Annotated in this window: 21 protein-coding genes and 1 pseudogene; 4 read left to right on the forward strand and 18 right to left on the reverse strand. The window is 68.5% G+C overall.

Annotated features, from left to right (window positions below):
* Nucleotides 1-459 precede the first annotated feature (459 nt).
* Together AB0C21_RS08070 and AB0C21_RS08075 are read left to right on the forward strand one after the other, a co-directional pair.
* Nucleotides 460-813, forward strand: coding sequence for a hypothetical protein (locus tag AB0C21_RS08070; protein ID WP_500203323.1), 354 nt, complete (start codon nt 460-462; stop codon nt 811-813).
* A 113-nt stretch (nt 814-926) separates the two neighbouring features.
* Nucleotides 927-1,172: pseudogene (locus AB0C21_RS08075) on the forward strand (ISL3 family transposase); the annotation flags it as partial.
* 120 nt (nt 1,173-1,292) lie between these two features.
* Here AB0C21_RS08075 and AB0C21_RS08080 read toward each other — a convergent pair.
* On the reverse strand, nt 1,293-2,042 hold the full coding sequence (locus AB0C21_RS08080) for an ester cyclase (protein WP_500203324.1): 750 nt from the start codon (nt 2,040-2,042) through the stop codon (nt 1,293-1,295).
* Between the two features lie 293 nt (nt 2,043-2,335).
* Here AB0C21_RS08080 and AB0C21_RS08085 point away from each other — a divergent pair, with 293 nt between their 5' ends.
* Nucleotides 2,336-2,917, forward strand: coding sequence for a TetR/AcrR family transcriptional regulator (locus AB0C21_RS08085; protein WP_500203738.1), 582 nt, complete (start codon nt 2,336-2,338; stop codon nt 2,915-2,917).
* Between the two features lie 99 nt (nt 2,918-3,016).
* Here the strand turns inward: AB0C21_RS08085 and AB0C21_RS08090 are convergent, their stop codons facing one another.
* Together AB0C21_RS08090 and AB0C21_RS08095 are read right to left on the reverse strand one after the other, a co-directional pair.
* Nucleotides 3,017-3,325, reverse strand: coding sequence for a hypothetical protein (locus AB0C21_RS08090; RefSeq protein ID WP_500203325.1), 309 nt, complete (start codon nt 3,323-3,325; stop codon nt 3,017-3,019).
* A gap of 38 nt (nt 3,326-3,363) precedes the next feature.
* Nucleotides 3,364-3,618 carry an integrase core domain-containing protein gene (locus AB0C21_RS08095; protein ID WP_500203326.1) on the reverse strand — a complete coding sequence of 85 codons (255 nt, stop codon included), beginning with the start codon at nt 3,616-3,618 and terminating at the stop codon, nt 3,364-3,366.
* Between the two features lie 513 nt (nt 3,619-4,131).
* Between AB0C21_RS08095 and AB0C21_RS08100 the strand changes: the two genes are divergently transcribed.
* Nucleotides 4,132-4,368, forward strand: coding sequence for a hypothetical protein (locus AB0C21_RS08100; RefSeq protein WP_500203327.1), 237 nt, complete (start codon nt 4,132-4,134; stop codon nt 4,366-4,368).
* 49 nt (nt 4,369-4,417) lie between these two features.
* Here the strand turns inward: AB0C21_RS08100 and trpA are convergent, their stop codons facing one another.
* From trpA to AB0C21_RS08175, 15 genes are all read right to left on the reverse strand, one after another.
* Nucleotides 4,418-5,254 carry a tryptophan synthase subunit alpha gene (gene trpA / locus AB0C21_RS08105; RefSeq protein ID WP_500203328.1) on the reverse strand — a complete coding sequence of 279 codons (837 nt, stop codon included), beginning with the start codon at nt 5,252-5,254 and terminating at the stop codon, nt 4,418-4,420.
* On the reverse strand, nt 5,251-6,441 hold the full coding sequence (gene trpB, locus AB0C21_RS08110) for a tryptophan synthase subunit beta (protein ID WP_500203739.1): 1,191 nt from the start codon (nt 6,439-6,441) through the stop codon (nt 5,251-5,253). Before trpB ends, trpA begins: the two co-directional genes overlap by 4 nt.
* 32 nt (nt 6,442-6,473) lie before the next feature.
* Nucleotides 6,474-7,229, reverse strand: coding sequence for an SDR family oxidoreductase (locus AB0C21_RS08115; protein ID WP_500203329.1), 756 nt, complete (start codon nt 7,227-7,229; stop codon nt 6,474-6,476).
* The gene (locus AB0C21_RS08120) at nt 7,226-8,536 is read right to left on the reverse strand and encodes an MFS transporter (RefSeq protein WP_500203330.1); all 1,311 of its coding nucleotides are present in this window, start codon (nt 8,534-8,536) and stop codon (nt 7,226-7,228) included. Before AB0C21_RS08120 ends, AB0C21_RS08115 begins: the two co-directional genes overlap by 4 nt.
* Complete coding sequence (locus AB0C21_RS08125; RefSeq protein WP_500203331.1) at nt 8,533-9,789, reverse strand: ATP-grasp domain-containing protein; 1,257 nt, start codon at nt 9,787-9,789, stop codon at nt 8,533-8,535. The genes AB0C21_RS08120 and AB0C21_RS08125 overlap by 4 nt, the downstream gene beginning before the upstream one ends.
* Before the next feature lie 16 nt (nt 9,790-9,805).
* A complete protein-coding gene (locus AB0C21_RS08130; protein ID WP_500203332.1) occupies nt 9,806-10,756 on the reverse strand; it encodes a TauD/TfdA family dioxygenase in 951 nt (316 codons plus the stop codon).
* A gap of 42 nt (nt 10,757-10,798) precedes the next feature.
* Nucleotides 10,799-12,043 carry an ATP-grasp domain-containing protein gene (locus AB0C21_RS08135; protein ID WP_500203333.1) on the reverse strand — a complete coding sequence of 415 codons (1,245 nt, stop codon included), beginning with the start codon at nt 12,041-12,043 and terminating at the stop codon, nt 10,799-10,801.
* A 111-nt stretch (nt 12,044-12,154) separates the two neighbouring features.
* Nucleotides 12,155-13,108, reverse strand: coding sequence for an aminotransferase class IV (locus tag AB0C21_RS08140; protein WP_500203334.1), 954 nt, complete (start codon nt 13,106-13,108; stop codon nt 12,155-12,157).
* Nucleotides 13,105-13,761, reverse strand: coding sequence for an HAD family hydrolase (locus AB0C21_RS08145; protein WP_500203335.1), 657 nt, complete (start codon nt 13,759-13,761; stop codon nt 13,105-13,107). Before AB0C21_RS08145 ends, AB0C21_RS08140 begins: the two co-directional genes overlap by 4 nt.
* On the reverse strand, nt 13,758-15,077 hold the full coding sequence (locus AB0C21_RS08150; protein WP_500203336.1) for a D-arabinono-1,4-lactone oxidase: 1,320 nt from the start codon (nt 15,075-15,077) through the stop codon (nt 13,758-13,760). The genes AB0C21_RS08145 and AB0C21_RS08150 overlap by 4 nt, the downstream gene beginning before the upstream one ends.
* Before the next feature lie 16 nt (nt 15,078-15,093).
* Complete coding sequence (gene rfbD / locus AB0C21_RS08155; RefSeq protein ID WP_500203337.1) at nt 15,094-15,948, reverse strand: dTDP-4-dehydrorhamnose reductase; 855 nt, start codon at nt 15,946-15,948, stop codon at nt 15,094-15,096.
* Nucleotides 15,948-16,622: an RraA family protein gene (locus AB0C21_RS08160; RefSeq protein ID WP_500203338.1), complete on the reverse strand. Its 675-nt coding sequence runs from the start codon at nt 16,620-16,622 to the stop codon at nt 15,948-15,950. The genes rfbD and AB0C21_RS08160 overlap by 1 nt, the downstream gene beginning before the upstream one ends.
* 11 nt (nt 16,623-16,633) lie before the next feature.
* Nucleotides 16,634-18,511, reverse strand: a complete 1,878-nt coding sequence (locus AB0C21_RS08165) for a thiamine pyrophosphate-binding protein (RefSeq protein ID WP_500203339.1) — start codon at nt 18,509-18,511, stop codon at nt 16,634-16,636.
* 20 nt (nt 18,512-18,531) lie between these two features.
* The gene (locus AB0C21_RS08170; protein WP_500203340.1) at nt 18,532-19,365 is read right to left on the reverse strand and encodes an SDR family oxidoreductase; all 834 of its coding nucleotides are present in this window, start codon (nt 19,363-19,365) and stop codon (nt 18,532-18,534) included.
* A gap of 1 nt (nt 19,366) precedes the next feature.
* Nucleotides 19,367-20,419 carry an N-acetylneuraminate synthase family protein gene (locus tag AB0C21_RS08175; RefSeq protein ID WP_500203341.1) on the reverse strand — a complete coding sequence of 351 codons (1,053 nt, stop codon included), beginning with the start codon at nt 20,417-20,419 and terminating at the stop codon, nt 19,367-19,369.
* Nucleotides 20,420-20,826: the final 407 nt, after the last annotated feature.

Raw genomic sequence — 20,826 nt, forward strand, 5'->3', positions numbered from 1 at the left:
TCGCGGGTGAAGACCCGTCCGGAGTCCACCCATACCTCGGGGCCGGCGGCGGATCTTTCTCGTTCCTGAACGGCCCGCCAGTCCAGCAGTACCGAGATAGTCGCCTCGTCCAGCGCCACGGTGCGCTCGCCGGCCTTGACCTTGGCGTGACTTTCCGTTCCAGCGCTAATGGCCGGCCCGCCGCACGCCTGAGCAAGCGGTTCCGGACGCCCGGCGGCCGGGACGCACGGGGATAGGTCAGGCGGCGCGGCGCAGTCGCGACCGGATAACCCGCGTGTCCGCGCCTGAGCCGCGGTCGGATCCATGAAACCGCCGCACGTCACCGGCGGGTTCTGGACGCACGCGCGAGGGCGCGGCCGCCCCAGCCAAGGCCGGTCGGCGGGCCGTCGCGAGCGGCTTGGTGGTCGCGTCCCCGGTGGAAGGCCCGGATTCCCGGCCCTCAAGGCCGGGGTGCTGGGCGTGGTCCTGGTCGCGTTCGGCAACTTCGCCGCCTACCCCTATATCCGGGTCGCGATCGAGGACATCGACGCGGGCGCCACCTACCTGTGTAGCGGCGCAGGCGGGGCCGCGACCGACTGGCATGCGAACCTCCTCGCCAATCCCAGCTTCACCTTCCACCTCAAGAACGGGATCCGCGCAGATCTGCCCGCACGGGCCACGCCGGTCACCGACCCGGTCGAACGTCAGACCGTGCTGGCCGAGATCGTCGCGGATCTCAACCAACCCCACGCCCCCGGCACCATCCGGCCGACCCGGCTCGAAGACTGGGCCGACAGCCGGCTGATGCGCATCAGCTTCCGCCATCGCCCGTGATCGCGGCCCCTCGGCAGATGAACTACTCAGGCTCTTCGTCAGATGAGGCTGTGGCTGGCGCGGCGGTCACGGATGCAGGTCAACGGTTCCAGCGGGAAGCCTCCTACACGCTCATCCTGAGCGATCTGACAACCTTCCGCCGCCTCGACGAGCTTGGGCTGGTCGTCACCAGACGGCGCCTAAAGCCCGAGCGCGCGGTCCGCGCGTGCCGGGTCGTTGAAACCGACCGTTGGTGTCACCGCTGCGGCTGTGAAGGGACCCTGCGGGACACCGTGACCCCGCGCCCGGCCCACGAGCCGCTCGGCTGGCGGCGTGATCGGCATCGTCGTGCTGTCCGCTCCGGTCGGTGCGAAGTCTGCGAGCGACCGTAGGACGACCGCGTAGCACTGTTCCGTGAGCATGTCCGCGGACCTGGTCACCCCAGCGCTTTACTTTCGGGTCAACTGGCTGCCGGACCTCATCGACAAGGTTTGTGACGCTCAAGCCAGAGGAGAGCCGGCCGTCTTGGCCGCCTCGACCGCCGACTTGAAGTCGGGGTTGGCACCGAGTTGGCTGAGCCACAGATTTGCCGCGTTGTAGCAGTTGAAGGTCTCGATCTTTCCCTCACGGAGGTACCAGAGATCCGCCGTAGGCACGTCGATGCGGTTACCGGTCGGCCCGATATCGCCGACCGGAGTCGGGAAAGCGCCGAGATGCGTGCCCTGGATCCGCAGTTCGACGGCGACAACATCACCGATCGTATGTAGTTCGAGTATTTCCCGGTGGATGTCGGGGAAGGCGCTGGCGAGGCCCGCCAGTGCCTGAGGGATCTGGTCCCCGCGGAAGGTCAGCGAATTCGGCAGGTCGTTGAATGTGCCGTTCTCGCTGAACAAGGCGCGAAAACCGTGTCCGTCGAGGACGTTCCCTTCCGCCAGGTGGTACGCCTTGCGAACGATCTCTTCGTTGCTCGTCACTTCTGCTCCTTCTTGATAGTTGGTGTTGCTGAAGGAAAAGGTCACTGACGTCCGGCAGGACCGGGCGATCGTGTGGGGCTCTGTCATGGTGTGGCCAGTTCGGCGACGGCCTCGTTGGCGTCCCGGTCGTCGCCGACGAGGAACAGCAAATGGCTCCGGCGGGCTGGCGCGGATCGGCGGCGATGTAGCGGTCGGCTCCGAGGTCGAGATAGTGGCCAGTGAGGGGAACCGCTTGGCGATTGCGGCCGCGTCGGCGGTGCCGCGCACCAGGTTCACCAGCGAGTATCCGTGCCGTTCGGCCGCCGCGGTCACGTACCGACCCAGGCACCCGGAATCGGGAAAACGTCACCCGCCCCGGCCGGCGGTCCACCACGTCGCGGCCGACGGCGACCACGACACCTGCCGGTCATGCATCACCGCACGCGGAGATCCTGTCATCTCGCCATCACGCCCTCCGTTGTGGACCGAGTCGTCCATAACCATAGCGAGTTATGGACGAGGTCGTCAACAACGGGTAGGCTGGAGGAGTGGCTAGACCGAGGGAGTTCGACGAGGACAAGGTTCTCGACGTGGCCTGTGAGCAGTTCTGGGCCAGGGGTTACGCGGGGACGAGCATGGACGCCATCGCGGCGGCGACCGGCTTGGGCAAGGGCAGCCTGTACGGCGCGTTCGGGGGCAAGCAGCAACTGTTCCTTCGGATCTTCGATGCCTACTGTGCGCGCACCGTTGACGCCGTGACGAACGGCCTGACCGGGCCAGAGGACGGTGCCTATGCTCGCCTGTGCGCCCACATCCGCGCGGCAGCGGCCGGGATCGCCGCCGACCAACTTCACCGCGGATGCCTCCTCGCGAAGGGCGCGGCCGAACTCTCCGAGCACGACCCCGGCGTGACTGCCCGATCCCGCAAGACCCTGGAGTGCATCGCCACGATGCTGGCCGACGGTATTCGCGCCGCGCAGCGTCATGGTGACCTCGACCGGGCTGCCGACGCCGACCGGCTCGCCATCCTCGTCTTGGCCGTCCTTCGAGGCATCGAGGCCCTCGGCAAGGCCGGGATCGACCCCGACCGGCTGGAGAGCGTCGCCGAGACCGCCATCGATCTTCTACCCCGGACCCGCGAGGCGAGTGTGACGGAGTTCGCGGACAGGTAGTGGCGCGCACAAGATCGTGGTGCAGATCGTCAAACGCGACGATGATGTCGCCGGATCCGGGATTCGGTTACTCACTCAGGGTGTGGCGCCTCCGCTCCGTCAGCCTCGGCGTGACTCACTGCCGTTGTGCCTGGCCAGCACGAAGCCGACGTCCTTGTCGCCGCGCCCTGACAGGTTCACCGGTATGCGCTCGGTGGGCGGCCTGTTCACCGCCAGGCGGATCGCGAATGCGAGAGCGTGTGCGCTCTCGAGTGCTGGGATGATCCCTTCCGACCTCGAGATGCGGAGAAATGCGCCGACTGCTTCCTCGTCGGAAACGGTGTCGACGGACAATCGGCCAGATGTGCACAGCATGGCTATCTTGGGGCCGACACCGGGGTATGCGAGCCCGGAGGCGATCGACGTCACCGCGGCGGTGTCGATCCCCTCAAAGCGTGGAGACGGCGTTATGCCACTTCGGCCCTGAGCCGGGCCGTTGGCACCCTCCGCGCTTCTGCCATCCGCTGCTCGAACGTGATCGGCGCGATCCCGCTGTTGGCGCTGTGCCTCCTGGTGATGTTGTAGAAATCGGCGATCCAGGTCGAGATCTTGATGTGTGCCTCAGCGCGGGTGGTGAAGTGGTGGCGGTGCACGAACTCGACCTCGAGCGTGCTGTTGAACGCCTCGGCGTCGGCGTTGTCCAGGGCGCACCCACCGGACATCTGGTTAATCGTGATCAACGCTTACAAGACCCGCATGGATTGGCCTTGCTCTCGATCGTGGGCGGCCTGGAGACGAAAGAGACCCGTCTGGCGGACACGCTGAGTGCTCGCATGAGGCATGGTGCCCATGAGCGACCTTGGCGGTTGGTGCGCACAGGGTGCGCACGCACTGTAATGGATTACGGGGGATGAGGCGGAACCATGCAAGCCGCTGACCTGCGGAAGTGTAGACTTACGAGGACCGTGAATCACCTGGCGGCTTGGGCCGTCCGCGGGTTGACGCGATAGCGCTGCACTATCCGATCGAGCGGGCATTCTTCTTCGAGGTGGCGCCGCTGGATCGTGTTGTAGCGTTCGCGGCACCACGGCGCCCACGGCTTCGGCTGATGCCTTGTCCAGTCGGGGGAGGACGCCGCCGTAGGTCTCCGCGGTGAAGGACACGCGCGCGTGCCCGGGGGACTCGCCGAGCGCCTTCCAGTCGATCCCGGCCCATCGGGCCGGCGTCGCCGAGCCGTGGCGAAGATCGTGGAAGCGAACCGGTGGGAGCGGCGGGCCTTCGATCGCCACCTGAACGGCGCGTTCGGTGAGACGGTCCCGTCGGGCGATTCGCTCGATGGTCCAGCCTTCCTCGAAGAAGCACCGGCGGACGCGGTTGTACTTCTCGATGAGCGCGATGAATCGCGTAGAGATCCACTGTGGGCGCAGCGCCCGCCCGTCCTCGCGCCCCTCTCCATGTTCCACCCGAAATAATACCCAAGGCTATATTTCACCACTTGCTCTCAGGCGGTGGCTTGGTTCCTCATTGGCCCTGCTTTGCTTCGCCAGTCGAACAGTTCGGGGAACAGGGACAGGATTGGGCGGTGCCCGTGCCGTCAAGGGCTCGGCGAATGGCGGCCACGTCGGCGGCGAGGTCCTCGGGTGGGACACCATCCAGCGCGCGGCGCATCAGCGCGGAGGCGATGACGACACCGTCGGCCCACTTGGCGGCCTCGACCGCGTGGGCGGGCGTGGAGACGCCGAAGCCCAGCAGCGTGGGACGGTCGGTAACGGCCTTGATGGCGAGGCCCAGTTCCGCCGCGCTCTCGGCGAGGTCGACACGCTCGCCGGTAGTGCCCAGGAGGCTCACCGCATAGACGAAACCCCGGCTGCGGTCTGCGATCTCGGCGAGCCGGTTCGGCGATGATGAGGGCGCGGCGAGCAGAACCAGGTCGATGCCGTTGTGCGCGGAAGCCGCTTCCAGGTCCGCAGCCTCCTCCAACGGGGCGTCAGGGACGATCAGCCCAGAAACGCCCGCCTCGCACAGTGAGGCGCAGAAGGCGTCAGGACCTTTCTGGACGACGAGGTTAAGGTAGGTCATCACCACCAGGGGGACGTTGACGCGCAGGCGAGCGAGCTCCTCCAGGATCCCGCGCGCTGTCGCGCCCCGGGCCAACGCCCGGTCGGATGCTTCCTGGATGGTGGTGCCATCGAGCATCGGGTCGGAGAACGGCAGGCCGATCTCAACGGCGTCGGCCCCTGCAGCCTCAAACGCAGTAACGTAGTCCGGCCAGCGGGAGCTGAGGCCGCCCGTCACGTACGGGACCAGGAGCTTGCGGCCGGCGTCGCAGCGGGCGCGCAGATGCGTCTCGAGATTCATCGGCGCTCCGCCAGTGCCTCAATGTCCTTGTCACCGCGGCCAGAGAGGGTGAGCAGGACGGTCGAGCCCGACGGCAGGTCGGCGGTCCCGGCCGCGCGCAGCACCCAGGCGACCGCGTGGGCGGACTCCAGAGCGCAGAAGATCCCCTCCGCACGAGCGAGCCGCTCCACCGCCGCCAAGACCTCCCCGTCTCCGACGCTGACGTACCGAGCCCGACCGGTGTCGTTCAAGTGGGCGTGCTCGGGACCGATGCCGGGGTAGTCCAGACCAGCGGCAATCGAGTGGGCCTCGGCGATCTGGCCGTTCTCGTCCTGGAGCACCATCGAGCGGAAGCCGTGCAGCACGCCCACCCGGCCGAAGGCGATGGCAGCGCCGCCCTCTGCTTCGACCCCGACCAGCCTGGCAGAGGTCCCGGTGAAGCCCGCGAACGTGCCCGCCGCGTTGGAGCCACCGCCGACGCAGGCGATCACATAGTCGGGGACGGCGGAGGGCAGTTCGGCCGCGCACTGCGAGCGTGCCTCGTCACCGATGACGCGCTGGAGCTCCCGCACCATCCACGGGTAGGGGTGCGGCCCCATGACAGAGCCGATGCAGTAGTAGGAGTCCGCAGTGGAGGAAACCCACTGCCGCATCGCCTCATTGCAGGCGTCCTTGAGCGTCCGGCTTCCGGTGCCGACCGGGACGACCTCGGCACCGAGCATCCGCATGCGGAACACATTGGGGCTCTGCCGTTCGATGTCGCGCTCGCCCATGAAAACCGTGGCGCTCATGCCGAGCAACGCGGCAGCGGTCGCGGTGGCGACGCCGTGCTGCCCGGCGCCGGTCTCGGCCAGCAGCCGCTTCTTGCCCATGCGACGGGCCAGCAGTGCCTGACCGAGCACATTGTTGATCTTGTGAGACCCGGTGTGCGCCAGATCCTCGCGTTTGAGGAGTACGGTGACGCCGAGTTCGGCGGAAAGCCGCCAGGCAGGGGTCAACGGGGTCGGGCGCCCCGCGTAGACCCGCAGCAGGGAGTCGAGGTCATGGCGGAACGAGTGGTCGGCCCACGCGTCCCGGAACGCCGCCTCCACCTCCTCGCAGGCGGGCACCAGGGACTCGGGCACGAACCGGCCGCCGAACTCGCCGAAGCGCCCGGTCCTGCCCGGATCACTCATGATCGTCGTCTGCCGGACCGCGATCTTCCCCATCGACTCGCTCACTCCGGATCCCTTCGGTGCCGTCAGGAGAACAGCGGCCCGCGGTGGACCTTGTGCTGGGCCGCCTGCGCGAGCGGTCGTACGGTGATCTGGTCGATGTTGACGTGCGGCGGCAGCGATACCGACCAAGCCACGCATTCGGCCACATCCTCGGCGACCAACGGGCGGTCCACGCCGGCGTACACAGCCGCTGCGCGCTCGGCGTCGCCGCCGAAGCGGTTCAGTGCGAACTCCTCGGTCCGCACCATTCCGGGCGCTACCTCGATCACCCGGACAGGCTCGCCGCACAGTTCCAGGCGCAGCGTCTGGGTGAGGGCGCGCACCGCGTGCTTGGCGGCGCAATATTCGCCGCCACCCTCATAGGCGACCGATGCCGCGGTGGAGGAGACGTTGACGATCGAACCGCCGCCGTCGGCCCGCAGCAGCGGCAACAGGGCCTGGGTGACGCGCAGGGTGCCGACCGTGTTCAGCCGGAAGCTGCGCTCCCAGTCGTCCGGGTCCGACGTCTCACCGGATGTCGCGGTGAACGCGCCGCCGGCCGCATTCACCAGTACGTCGCAGCGGTCCAACACCGCCGCCAGATCCGCGACCGAGCTCGCGTCGGTGATGTCCGCGGTGACGGATCTGCCGCCGATCTCGGCGGCCAGCTTCGCCAGCCGCTCGGTGCGCCGCGCCGCGACGACGACGTCGTAGCCGTCGGCCGCGAGCCGCCGGGCGCAGGCTGCGCCGATGCCGCTACTCGCTCCGGTCACCACGGCGACTCCGGAATATCCGGTCATGACTCCCCCGGCAGGTCTCGCATCCCGCGCAGCGGCGAGAAGTAGATGATCATCCAGATACAGGCCAGTCCCACTGCGCTCACCCACAGGGCGGCGCGCGCACCGGCGAGCTGCGCGACCAGGCCACCGACGCCCGCGCCGATCGCCAGCGCCCCGGTCAGCAGGAAACGCATGGTGGCGTTCATCCGGCCGAGCATCGCGTCCGGAGTGGCCCGCTGGCGGAAGCTGACCTGGATGACGTTGTCGATGCCCGCCTTCATAGTGACCAGCAGCCACGCGCCGCCCGCCACGAACAGCCACGGGCCGTTGTCGATCAGCGGCACGAACAGCGCGATCGGAGCGACCGCCGCGCCGGCGATCCACAGCATCCGGCCGTGTCCGACCCGGTACGCGACACGCCGGGCCAGCAGTGCGCCGGTGAGCACGCCGACGCCACCGATCGACAGGTACACGCCGAGCGCGGTCTCCGACAGCTGGAGCTGCCGCACGAAGATGATCGGCATGATGACGAGATTGACCTGAAATGAGAAGTTGGTCAGCGCGCCGGCCAAGGCGATCGGCCGCAGAATCGGGTGGCCGAGGACGAACCGCAGCCCTTCCCACATCTCGCGTCGCAGATCGCGGTCGGCCCCCCGCTCGGACTTGGCCTCCGGCCGCCGGATGCGCATCAGCATCAGCGCCGACAGCAGGAAGCCGACGACGTCCACCATGACGGCCCCGGCGGCGGTCACGGCCGCGACCAGGTAGCCGCCGACGCTGCGTCCGGCCACCTCGCTGCCCGCGTTCAGGCTGCTGATGCCGGTATTCGCGGCCATCAGCCGCTCACGGCCGGCCACGTGCGGCAGGTAGCTCTGCCCGGCGACATCGTCGAAGACGGTGCCGACACCGCTCAGCAGGACCACCGCGTACAGCTGGTAGATGGTGAGGGAGTCCAGCGCCCAGGCGATCGGTACGGTAGCCATCAGCACGGCCCGCGACACCTGCGCGACGATCATCACCGGGCGCCGCCTCATGCGGTCCACCCAGACTCCGGCGGGGAGCCCGACCAGCAGGAACGCGGCGAAGCTCAGCGCGCCGAGCAAGCCGACCTGGCCCGCCGTGGCGTTCAGCTTGGTCACCGCCATCAGCGGGATCGCGATATAGCTGACCTGTGCGCCGATCTTGCTGACCAGCGCGGCGCTGAACAGCCACCGGTAGCCGTGATCCCGGAAGATGGACGGCTCGCGCTCCGGAACTCGCTTGGTCCGGCCGCCTGGCTTGGTCGCGACAGCGCTCTCCTGCGGCGCCTGTTCCTCCTGCGTGCTCATCGCGTCTCGAACCTGACGCGACCGATGGCCCCGTCGCCTCTGGCCACGGCGTCGTCGGCGTCCTTGCCCGAGACGATGACATAGCCGTTGACGCAGTCGGCCACCGACCTCAGTTCGCGCACCTCGTCGCCCACCCCCTTGCCGACCACGACGCCGAGCTCGGCATCGGTGAACCGGTTGATGTAGGGGACGATGTTCGGCAGCGTTACGCCGGGCGGCACCTGGACGACCTCCACGCCCTGCTCGACCAGCGAGTCCACGCCCTCGATCGCGGTGATCGTCCCAGGCGGCGGCACGAAGAACTGGATGGCCGCACCACCGGTCCACTCGGGCGGCTCGGTCGGCAGCTCCTCAATGCCGAGGGTGACCGACAGAAACATCCGCGACAGGCTGAGCCCCGACACCCGGCGCACGAGCTCCGGCGCACCGCTGCCCGCCAGCCGGTTGTGCGTCTCCAGCACACGGGGCCCCTCCGGGGTAAGGATGAACTCGCTGTGCGCGGGCCCGTCCTGGAGCCCGATCGCGTCGAGCAGGCGGTAGGTCGTTTCGCGAAGCTCGTCGCGGTGCGGGATCGCGACGCGGCTGGGCGTGCTGACCTCCCACTCGGCGAAGTACTCGTTCATCCGGTACTCCGACATGCCGATCGCGAGATGACGGCCCTCGAAAGAAAAGGTGTCGACGCTGACGACGGGTCCGTCCAGGAACTCCTCAGCCAGCGCGGACTCATGCCCGGCCTCCCGCAGGCTCTTCCAGGCGGTCCTCGCATCCTCGGCGGTGTCCGCCATGTGGATCTGGATACTGGCGACGCCGTCCACCGGTTTGACGACGATCCGGCCGTTGACGGTGTAGAAGAAGTCGGCCAGCTCATCGGCGCTGCGCACGACGCGGTGGCGCACCGGGCTGAAGTCGTGCTCGGCGAGACGCTTCCGCATCGCCCCCTTGTCCTTGACGATGCGTGAGGTCTCCGGGCTCGTTCCGGGCAGCCCGAACAGCTCGCACAGCTCGCTGGTCGCGACCGCGCCGTCCTCGCTGGTGGTGAGCACCCGGTCGAACGGGCGCTCGCGGTGCAGTGGGGCCAGCACCTCGTACATGGCGCCGCTGTCGGTGATGGGAGCGTGGATGATGCGCTCGCAGTAGTCGGCGAACTCCGCCTCGTACTTGCCCTCCTCATGCACGAGGACGACCTCGACACCGAGCTCTTGAGCCGCCGCCACAGCATGGGGTTGGCCCCCGATGACCGCCACACGGTACATGTTCTTGTCTCCTCGTCTAACTGGCGTAGCACCGGCGCAGCCACCGGGCCTGGTCGTCGGGCGCCGGCTCGAAGGCGTCCCGCCGGTGCACGACGCGATAGTTGTCAAAGATCAGGAAGTGCCCCGGCCGCAGCACGGGCCGCCAGCACGGGGCCGTGGCGAGCGCGGCGGCCCACGTGTCCAACGCCGAGTCCGCGGCCTCGTCGCGTCCCCGGGTGGTGCCCCGGTCGTAGCGGACCCGCGGTCCGTCATCGCCGTCGAGCTCCAGCACGGCGGTGCGGCCATAGATGCGACGCTCTCCGTCGTCGGCCAGATCGTTGGACTCGGGCGCGGCGACCTCGAACACTGGCGCGGCCAGGACCTTCAGCGTCTTCTCGGGAATCCGGTCCAGGGCGGTCTCCAGCGCCATGACCTCGGTCGGCACCTCTTCGATGTTGCGGGCGACACAGAAAGTCAGATAGCGCGGGACGTACGGGCGAGGGTTGACGTCCGGGCCGCCGAACGGCAGGTGTGGGTTGTCGGTGTGCCAGAAGAACTCCGAGTCCGAACCCCACGAACTGGCGGTGCCGGTGGCCTCGGGATTCGGCACCACGTTGCGGATGAGGCGACCCCGGTTCTCGTAACCCACCGCATAAGGGCTGAGACCGAGCAGCCGGATCAGCCCCAGGTGCAGGGCGTTGGTGACGGCCAGAAGCCTCTCGTCAGCGAAGCCGTGCACCGGTGTCGGTGGCGCTTCCGGACGCGGGAGGTTGCTCAGCAGCAGGGCGTGGTTGCCTGAGGCGGAGAACCCCTCCAGGGCTCCCAGCACCTCGGACGGCAGCGTCCGCCGTAGCGCCCAGGCGCCGATCCGGGCCAGGATCTCGGTGTCGCGGTCGGGATCGAGGTCGCTCTCGGCGACCCGTTCCTCGGTCTCCTTCTTCAACAGGTCGCGCGGTTCGTCCTCTATCCGGCGGTGAACGAAGCGCATGTGATCCTTCATGATCGCTCTCTCTCGGACGGTTAAGTCCGGCTAATCGGCGACCTCTAGCCGGACGAGTCTGCGAAATTCCTCGAAGACCTCGTCGAGACGACCAGTGGAGTCGGCCGTGAAAATGAGATGGCCGTGCCCCTGGAAGGTCTGCGGGGGGACTTTTAGATATTCACCGATCCGCTTGTAGATCTCGATTTCATCGATGCGCGAATCGGCCTTGGCCTCGGCGAGCCCGTGGATGGCGGCGAGCACCCCGGCACGATCGGGGAAGATGTTGCGGAACCCCACCGCCACCGGCTCGGCGCGGGGCGCGACAACCGGCTCGCGACCCAGCGACAAGTCCAGCGCGGCTTCCACCATGTCCACCCCGGTGCTGAGTTGGACCGACCGGTAGATCGGCCCGCCGCCCATGCGGGCGGCCGCCTCCAGCAGCACCGGCTCCTCGCCGCGTAGCCGGAACTCCACGTGCGTGACACCGACCTCGATGCCCATCGCACGGTGCACGGCGGCCGTCGCCTCGTAGAGCCGCTCGACGGTCTCGCGCGGCAGGCGGGTGGGCGTGCAGGCGTAGACCTCCTCGAAGGTCGGCCCGGTCGGCAGCGGCTTGTCATGGATGGCGAACGATGTCGTACGCCCTCCCGACACCACCGACTCGACGCTGATCTCGGTTCCTGGGACGAACTCCTCCAGCAGCAGCGCGCCGCCGTACTCCTCCTTGGCCCGGACGTACAACGGGTCGTAGTCGAGACTCTCCCAGGAGCCGCGCCGCACCGTCTCGAAGTGCCGCTCCAGCTCGGTGTCGTCGGCGACGCTGCGCACGTACATGCTGCCGGTCCCGATGATCGGCTTGAGCACCAGCGGATAGCCGATCGAGTCCGCCACCCGGCGGGCCTCGGCCACGTTCGCCGCCAAGGCGAACCGCGGCTGTCCCGACCGGTCGCCGACGGCGGTGCGCATCGCGTACTTGTCGCGGGCCAGGGACGCGGTGCGCTCAGGCACGGCCGGCAGGCCCAGGTCGGCGGCCACCCGAGCCACCGCCGGGACGGGAGCCTCGGCGAAGGTCAGCACCGCGTCCACCGGCTCGACCAGGCCGCGCGCGGCGGCCAGGGTGTCGTCGATGCTGGAGGTATCGGCGAGGACCACCTGGTCGACGTACTCCTTCTCCCAGGTGGGATCCTTCATGATAAGAATCAGCCGCTGCCCGTTGTCGCGCGCGTACTGTCGGGCTCGGTCCAAATGGCGACGCCGACTCAGATTCTTTTTATGCAGAACGAGAATGCTCAATTTTCCGCCGCCTTCCCAGGGAATTGGCCACGATTCGAAGATACGACGGTGATGCGCCGCGAATCGATGGCTGGGGCGTGAATGTTTCTGGGCTGCATCTTCCAGTGACGCTTAAACCGGCAGCTCGGTGAGCCATTCAGGGTGCCGGGTGTCCACACCGCGCACCGTCGCTCGGTAGGCGTCGGCGAGACATCGGGTGAGATCTCCGGGCTTGCCGTCTCCCACGGGCAGCCCGTCGATCGTCGTGATCGGCAAGATCTCCCAAGCGGTGCCCATGAAGAACAGCTCGTCGGCGAGATAGAGCTCGGTGCGATCCACCTCGCGGACCTCGACAGGGACGCCGAGGTCCGCCAACAGGTCCAGGGCCGTGGCACGGGTGAGGCTGTCCAGCACGCCGCTGGTGAGCGAGGGGGTGATGACAGTGCCGTCGCGGACGAGCGCCACGCAGGATCCAGGACCCTCGCTGACCTTGTGCCTCTCATTCAGCAGGATCGGCCAGTCGTGGCCGTTGGTCCGCGCCTCGATCGCCGCCAGCCGGCCATTGTGATAGTTGGAGAAGGCCTTGACGCGCGGCGGCATGGACGCGTCGCCGATGCGCGACCATGAGCTCACCGCCGCACTGCACCCCTCGGCGGCGGGCGGACGGGCGTGGAACGGCCAGCTGTCGATGACGGCCTCACAGGCGCTGCCCGCGGGCACCATCTGCTCGCGGATGATCCCGGAGGGGAACACCCAGGGGCGCAGGTACGTGTCATCGTGGCACTCGTTGGCGCGCAGCAGATCCAGTACCGCGCGGCCCAACTCCCCGGGTGTGTGGCGGAGCTCCAACCGGCAGATCCGCGCCGAGTCGGCGAGCCGCCGCATGTGGTCGTCGAGCCGGAACACCAACAGCCGCCGCCCATCGTCGGCCAGGTATGCCTTGACGCCCTCGAACACCGCCGCGACCGAAGCATGCCCGACCGCGTTGACGTGCACGGTCGCCTGCTCCCACGGGACCAATTCGCCGTTGCGCCAGATCCAGCGCGGGTGCCCGGCCTGCGGGGAGGCCAGCGAATCGAGCGTCACGCGATCACCTCGGCCAGACCCACCACCGCCAGGTCGGGAGCTTCGGGGTCCAGCATCGCATCGGCAGCCCCGAGTCCCGCCGCGCCGGTGACCGCGTTGGGTACGGCCACGCACCGCAACCCGGCAGCGCGGGCCGCCGCGACGCCGGGCGGCGAGTCCTCGATGACGGTGACCGTCTCCGGCGGCAGGCCGGAGCACGCAAGGGCGTGCAGGTACAGGTCGGGAGCGGGCTTGCTCGGGATGCGCCCATCGCCGGTCACGATCAGGTCGAACCCGTCGCGCAGTCCGAGCCGATCGAGATGGCCGCCCACCCACGACTCGCGGGAGCTGGAGACCACCGCCAGATACCGGTCGCTGCGGGCGGCCGCCGCGAGGATCACCGCGACGCAGGGCCGCACCGGTTCTTCGTCCGCCAGCCGCTGCTTGCGCTCCAGCCGCCAGGCGATCTCGTCTCCGGTGAGCGGACGCCCGATCCGGGCAGCGACATCGGCCATCGCCACGTCCTGGCCGTTCGCGTGCCCGGCCATCGCCGCCCACACGGTCGCGGGGAACTCCAACCCCAACCGCGCGTACAGCTCCTGCCACGACCGGTTGGCGGCGCGCTCGGTGTCGCAGATGACCCCGTCGAAGTCGAAGAACAGCGCCCTTCTCATGCGTACACCTGCTGGGCCGCGTCCACCGGGCCGAGCACCCTGCCGATGTACTCGTTGCTGAACATCCCGGTGGGGTCGAGCTTGCCGCGTATCGTCTGGAACTGGTCCCACTCGGGGTAACGCGGCCGCAGCACCTCGGCGGTGGCGGTGTGAGCCTTGCCCCAGTGCGGACGCCCGTCCAGGTCGCGCAGCAGGTGTTCGGCCGTGCGCAGGATCTCGGTATAGCGGGCAGTCCGCGGAACGGTCAGGTTGACGTATCCGGTCAGACGACCATATGCGGGGCTCAGCGGCGAATCATCGGCCGCGCCCACGCGCACCAGCACCGAGTAAGGCGAGTACGCGCCGAAGCGCCGAAGCGCCACCCGTAGTTCACGGAGCGCCGCCGGCACGTTCTCCAGCGGCAGCGCGTGCTCCAACGCCAGGAAGCGGACCGGTTGGGGAAAGCTGAAAACCCGGTGGCCGACGTCCACGTACTCGGCGGGAACGCCGGAGGCGAGAAAGCGCTTGGCCCAGGGAACGGCGGTGGGCCGCCGCTGTCCGGCCAGGCCCGCCAGTCCGCAGCGCATCTCATCCACGGTGGTCGCATACCGCTGTCGGACCGCGCTGCGGGTCGGGACCTCATCGGTCCGATGCCAGGCTCGCGTGAAGACCTCCTCGGTCCACGGCAGCCAGTTGAAGGACACGTGGTCGGCGCTGTGCGCCCACTCCTCGAAGCGGTCCAGGATGTCGTCGAGCTGTTCGGCGCCGGGAACGCTACGGAGGTTGAAGAGCGTGACACAGCGCAGTGTCACCGTGCTGATCACGCCGAGGGTGCCGAGCGAGGTGCGCGCGGCACGCATGAGCTCGGACTCCTCCTCCAGGCACAGCACGGTTCCCTCGGCGGTGACCAGTCGCAGCGCCGACACCTGGTCGGAGAACGGCCGGTGCGTGATGCCCGTGCCGTGGTTGCCGGTGGAGATCGCGCCGGCGACCGTCTGGGTGTCGAGCGTGCCGATGTTGGCCAGCGCCAGGCCCGCGCGGTCGAGCGCGGCGTTGATCTCGGCCAGCCGGGTGCCCCCGCGCACCGTCACCGTCGCGGCCCGGCGATCGATGTCGAGCACCCCGGTGTAGCCGGACAGGTCCAGGAGCATGTCCTCGGTGCAGGCGAGTTGGTTGAACGAGTGGCCGGAGCCCGCGACGCGGACGCCCAAACCCTGCTCGGCGGCTGTGCGCACCGCCTCGGTGAGCTGGCCCTCGACCCGTGGGGTGACCCACCGGTCCGGGCGGCAGCGCACGGTTCGCGACCAGGTCTGCCAGATGTGCCGTCGGTCCGTCATCGTGCCTCCTTCCCCGTCAGCCGTGTCCGACGGGCAGCCGGCCGGTGAACCGGCGTACGGCGTCCTGCCAGGTCGGCATTGTGAATCCCAGAGTGTCGAGTCGGTCGGTTGCCAGCGTGGAGTCGCGCGGCCGCTCGCCACGGAACCCGCACTCGTCCAGCGGCATCGGCTCAGCACGGTCCCGGTGACCGGGCCCCAGTGCCACGTCGGCGACCTGGTACCAGCTCGCGCGGCCCCGGTTGGCGACGTGGACGGTGCCGGTGGCCCGGCGTCGCAGGAGGAAGACCAACGCGCGGGCGAGGTCCTCGGTGTAGGTGGGAGCGCTGAACTGGTCGTCGATGAGCCTGACACGCTCGCCTCGCTCCACCCGGCGGACTAGTGCGAGTACCTGGTCAGTGACCTCGTCCCGGCCGCCGAACAGCCAGGAAGTGCGCACTGACAGATGGCCCTCGACCGCCGCGCTGATCCGCTCGCCCGCCAGTTTCGTCACCCCGTACACGCTCAATGGGTTGGGCAGGTCGGTCTCGCGGTAGCCGCCTGCCGGCACGGCGGCACCGTCGAAGACGTAGTCGCTCGAGATGTAGACCAGCCGGGAACCGGCCTGGCGGCAGGCGGCGGCGACGTTGCGGGTCCCGCGCAGGTTCACCCGGAAGGCGTCGGCAGGACGGCGCTCGCAGTCGTCGACGATGGCGTTGGCGGCGGCATGCACCACCACGTCCGGCGCGAACGCCTCGATGGACTTGACGACCACGTCGGCGTCGCAGATGTCGAAGTCCTCGCGAGAGACCCCGAGTGCGGCCCAGCCCCCCGGCAGCGCCCTGAGCAGGGCGCTGCCGAGCATGCCGTTCGCTCCGGTGACGTAGACGCGCATCACAGGTGCCCGAACTCCGCGAGCAACTGCGACACGCTCGCACCAGACGCGATCTTCTCCCGGATCACCCGTTCCTTGTCGATCTGGACACGGGTGCGTTCCAGGGTCTCTTCGGCGAGCGCGGGCGGCACGACCGCAATGCCGTTCTCGTCCGCCACGATGATGTCGCCGGGGTTGATGACCTGGCCGCGGACCACCACCGGGACGTTCACCTGGACCGGCTCGGTGCGGTCGTGCACCGCGGTGGGCGACGGGCGGGGCACGGTGCCGCGGTACCAGACGGGGAAGTCCAAGTCGCGGATCTCGTCCACGTCGCGGATGGCGCCGTCCACGACGCCTCCCGCGACACCCGCCTTCTGCGACAGGGTGGACATCAGCCCACCCCACATCGCGGTCTCCCACGCACCCCTGCAGGCGACGACGATGACATCGCCCGCCTGCGCTTTGGCCAGCACCGGCATGCAGTCGACCAAGTCGTCGATCGACAGGTTCACGGTCAGCGCCGGACCGGCGATCTTGTGGTGCGGGCTGACCGGGAGCAGCCCGCCGATCGCGCCCACCCGACGGCGGGCGTCGGTCACCAGGCAGCTCGGGCTGTACTCCTTGAGCACTTCGCGGAACGCGTCCATCAGCTTCTGCGGCGGACGGTTCAACTCGTTGTAGACGGTTTCCACCTGGTGCCTCCTTAGGCGCGGGTGAGGGTGTCGGCCAGCCGAGCGGCGCTCAGGCCATGGACGGAGAGGACCTCGTCGGGGGTGCCGCACGCGGGGACCTCAGTGAGTCCGACGCCTTGGAAGCGAGGCGGGTCCGGCAACCCGAGTTCGAGTAGGGCTCGGGCGACGAGGTCTGCCTGTCCCCCGTGGGTGTAGTGGTTCTCCACAACGACGATGCGCTCGGCGTGGGCCGCCAGCCCGGCCAGCCAGTCCGGGTCCACTCGGTTCAGCCAGGGCAGGTTGACCACCGTCAGGTCGGCGGTCTCGGCGGTCTCGGCGGCGAGCAGGAGTTGGCCGAGGACGACCGGACCCGCACCGATGGCGACGGTGGGCCCGCCCTCGCGCACCACTGTCCCCCGTCCGACCTCCAACGACGCCGCACCGGAGGTGTCCGCGTCCATCGCGACGACCTCGGGCGGCACCGGCGCGCTGACCAGCCGCAGGTAGACACTGTCGGAGGTGGACGAACAGTACTCGACGGCCGCGCGCACCTGCTGTGGGCCGGCCGGCTCGACGACGACCAGGCCCGGCACGGATCCGACTGCCGACACATCCCGGACGGCCTGGTGCGAGTGCCCCGGCGCGGCGGGCAACACCCCCGCCAGCGACCCGACGTAGACCACCCGGCGTCCCTCGGTGGCGTTGTTGTATATGTGCTCGTTCGGACGCGCATGCAGGAAGCATGAGAACGAGTGGACGAACGGAACCAGGCCGCGCGCCGCGAGGCCGGAGGCCATCGAGACCATGTCCTGTTCGGCGATCCCGCACTCGATGAACCGCTCCGGCAGCCTTTCCATGAAGGGGATGAGGCCGGTGTCCAGGACCAGGTCGGCGTCCATGGCCACGATCCGCTCGTCCCGAAGCGCGACGTCGACCAGGGCTCGGCCGTAGACGTCGGGCAGGGATGGGCCGGTCGCCTTGTCCAGCGGACGCTCGTCGGATCTCCGCGGCGTGAGCGCTGCCAGCCCGTTGCGGGTTACGACGGCGTCGGCCGACGCGAGCAACTCGTCGCGGGCCTGCTCGTAGACCTCGGGGGCGGGCGCGCCGCTGTGGAAGCGGTAACGCCACTCGTTCGGCGCCATGGACGTCGCCGCGAAGACCGAGCAGCCGCCGCCCTTGACGGTGTCGGCGATGATGACGGCCGGGCGGTCGGCGTACCGCTCGGCGCGTTGCCGGAACACTTTGCCGATCTGGTCGAAGTCGTGCCCGTCGCAACGCAGCACCGCCCAGCCGAACCCGGCGAACCGGGCTTCGAGATCTCCCAGGTCATTGACATCGCGCACCCAGGTGTCCGACTGGATGCCGTTATGGTCGACGATGACCGTCAGTTCGCCCATGCCCGCGTTGACGGTGCCGCCCAGGGCCTCGTAGTTCTGCCCCTCCTGAAGTTCACCGTCCCCGGTCAGCACGAACACGCGCTGGTCGAGTCCGAGCATCCGGTTGGCCAGGATGAGGCCCTTGGCCTTGGAGATGCCCATACCGAGCGAACCGGTATTGAAGGGCATGTGGGGCGTCCGGACGTCGGGGTGGCCGGGCAACCCGCCGAGCCGCCGCAGCCGGTGCACCAGCTCTTCCTCCAGTCGGCCGAGCCCGATGAGCGCGGCGTAGAGGCCAGGGGCATCGTGCCCCTTGGAGGAGAAGAACACGTCGTCGTCAGCCAGCTCGTCCAGCAGGAGCCAGCTGACCAGGTCGGCAGCGCTGAAGCTGGACCCGAGATGGCCCGACCCCGCCTTCATGACCATGTAGAGGGTGTTGAACCGGCTGAGCGCGGAGAAAGCGCGCAGCCGCTCATGGCGATCGGTGATACCGCCGAGCACGCGGTCGAACTCGCCGGTCGGCAACCATTGCAAGACATCCTCCGGGTATGTCGTCACCAGCACGAATAGCCGCCGTCAACGAGCAGTTCGGTGCCACTCACATAGCTGCTGAGGCCCGAGGCGAGGAACAGCAGCGGCCCGACCAGCTCGTCCGTCCGCGCCATCCGGCCCATGGGCGTGCGCGCGCCGAACAGCTCCCGGAACCGCCGGTCCTGCCCGCCGCTCACCCCGCCGGGCGAGAGCGTGTTGACGCGCACGCCCTGCCGTCCCCAGAGAGCCGCCAGATAGCGCGACAGCGCGCATACACCGGCTTTGGACATGCCGTAGGCGGGGGGTTTGAGGAACGGCGGGTCCTGGGCCAGGTGCTCGTACAGCCGAGGGTCGGGCGCCATCGCGGCGTACAACGATCCGATGTTGATGATCGAGCCGCGGCCGCGCCGCGCCATCTCGCTGCCGAACACCTGGCACCCGCGCAGCACGCCGAGCGCGTTGACGTCGACGATGGCCGTACTCACCTCGTCCGGGATGTCCCCGAAGCGCCAACTGTCTCCGTCGGCGGCCGGGGGCCGGTCGATGCCCGCATTGTTGATCAGCACGGTCGGCGGCCCGAAGGCGTCCACACACTCGGCCAGCGCCTTCGCGAGTTCATCCCGCACCGTGACATCGGATTCGAGCAGCAGAAGCCGGTCCGGCCCGTGCTCCTTCAGTGAGGGGGGCGCATCGGTGCTCAGGTCGAGCCCTACGACGCGGGCGCCCGCGTCGAGCAAGGCACCTGCCCAGACCGGTCCGAGCTTGCCCAGCACTCCAGTGACGACGGCGGTCTCGCCGGTCAGATCGATGCCCGGACCGGAGGGTGCGGTGGTCCCACCGGATGACTGGTCGGCCATGTCAGGCGACGACGTCGAAGGTGAAATCGGTGTCGGCGGCCAGCTGATCGGTCAACGTCCGGCCCACCAACTCCCCGATTAGGTACGGCCGCAGCCCGTCGCCCGGCGACTTGATGGCGATGTCGCGCTCGCTGAGCACGTGACCAGCGGGCAGGTCGCGTGCGGCCACCAGCTTCTTGGCCATCTTGCGCAACGCGGCGGCCTCGGACGGCATCTGCCGCTTCTCCTGTCGTCCGAGCGCCTTGCGGGCCTCTCGCAGCCCCGACACCAGTTTGGTCAGGTGCGCCGGCTCCAGGGAGAAGTGATGGTCGCTGCCCGGACGGGCGCGGTCGAGCGTGAAGTGCTTCTCCACGACCCGGGCCCCGAGCGCGTAGGCCACCATGCTCAGCTCGGTACCGAGGTCGTGGCCAGAGAAACCGACCACGACCTCGGGGAATTCGCGGCGGAACGTCTCGATGACCGACAGGTGTAGGTCGGCGGGCCCGGCCGGGTAGACCGCGGTGCACTGGAGCACGGCGAGCTCGGGGTTGATCGGCAGGATGGTGTCGACCGCACGCCGAACGTCCTCCATGTTCGCGCCGCCAGTGGAGATGATGAGCGGCTTACCGGTCTTGGCGGCGTACGCCAGCAGCGGCGTATTGGTCAGGTCAGCCGAGGCCATCTTGAAGGCCGGCACGTCCAGCTCGGCCAGGAAGTCCACACTGGCGAAGTCGAACGCCGTGGAGATGAAATCGATCCCCACCTCCTTGGCCAGCTTGGCCAGCTCGGTGTACTCGTGGTGGCCGAACTCCAGCGCCTCGCGGTGCTTTCCATAGGTCGGGCCGTAGCTGTTGCGGCCGGTGTAGGGCTCGTTGTACATGCTGGCGGTGAAGAGCGACCTGTTGTCGCGCTTCTGCAATTTGGCCGCACTGGCACCGGATTCCGCAGCACGCACGACCAGTTCCCGCGCCTTGTTCAAATCACCTTCGTGGTTGTGCCCGATCTCCGCGATGACATATGCGTCGGTGTCGTCCGAAACGATGTGTTCGCCGATCGTGAGCTTCCGAACAGCCATTCTCTCTCCCGGAGCTTGGAGGGTTGGCCGGCAGGACCTGATGTCTTGGCCGCCGTTGCGTCGACTTTCTCGCGGGGATGCAAATGATTAATACACACCACCCAATGACGGCGTCAACAGGGAGATCATCCCGGCCACCATTAGAAGATAAGAGATTTTTGAGTGTCGGGTACAGCAGACCTAACCGATTCAACGGAAACGGTCAACTACCGAGCGCGACGCATCCAGAACACGCCGTCAAAATAGGACGGAAGTTATTGCGGCACTACAGCATCGATCCGGCCTCTCCGACGCCGTACAGGGGTTGCCTCAAGCACTCCTGAACGGCCGCGAGGGGGATCCCGATCCATGAGCTCTTGATTCCGGAGCCAGAGTTAAGCCACACCGGAGGCCGTGGTTAAGAATCT

This window comes from Spirillospora sp. NPDC049024 (assembly GCF_040649235.1).
Classification (GTDB): Bacteria; Actinomycetota; Actinomycetes; order Streptosporangiales; family Streptosporangiaceae; genus Spirillospora.

Bases quoted from the DNA above. Each gene is read 5' to 3' on its own strand.
- AB0C21_RS08145 (WP_500203335.1), bottom strand. From the start codon at position 13,761: ATGAGAAGGGCGCTGTTCTTCGACTTCGACGGGGTCATCTGCGACACC.
- AB0C21_RS08095 (WP_500203326.1), bottom strand. From the start codon at position 3,618: ATGTCCGGTGGGTGCGCCCTGGACAACGCCGACGCCGAGGCGTTCAAC.
- AB0C21_RS08150 (WP_500203336.1), bottom strand. From the start codon at position 15,077: ATGACGGACCGACGGCACATCTGGCAGACCTGGTCGCGAACCGTGCGC.
- rfbD (WP_500203337.1), bottom strand. From the start codon at position 15,948: ATGCGCGTCTACGTCACCGGAGCGAACGGCATGCTCGGCAGCGCCCTG.
- AB0C21_RS08175 (WP_500203341.1), bottom strand. From the start codon at position 20,419: ATGGCTGTTCGGAAGCTCACGATCGGCGAACACATCGTTTCGGACGAC.
- AB0C21_RS08125 (WP_500203331.1), bottom strand. From the start codon at position 9,789: ATGTACCGTGTGGCGGTCATCGGGGGCCAACCCCATGCTGTGGCGGCG.
- trpB (WP_500203739.1), bottom strand. From the start codon at position 6,441: ATGGGGAAGATCGCGGTCCGGCAGACGACGATCATGAGTGATCCGGGC.
- AB0C21_RS08120 (WP_500203330.1), bottom strand. From the start codon at position 8,536: ATGAGCACGCAGGAGGAACAGGCGCCGCAGGAGAGCGCTGTCGCGACC.
- AB0C21_RS08170 (WP_500203340.1), bottom strand. From the start codon at position 19,365: ATGGCCGACCAGTCATCCGGTGGGACCACCGCACCCTCCGGTCCGGGC.
- trpA (WP_500203328.1), bottom strand. From the start codon at position 5,254: ATGAATCTCGAGACGCATCTGCGCGCCCGCTGCGACGCCGGCCGCAAG.
- AB0C21_RS08130 (WP_500203332.1), bottom strand. From the start codon at position 10,756: ATGCGCTTCGTTCACCGCCGGATAGAGGACGAACCGCGCGACCTGTTG.
- AB0C21_RS08115 (WP_500203329.1), bottom strand. From the start codon at position 7,229: ATGACCGGATATTCCGGAGTCGCCGTGGTGACCGGAGCGAGTAGCGGC.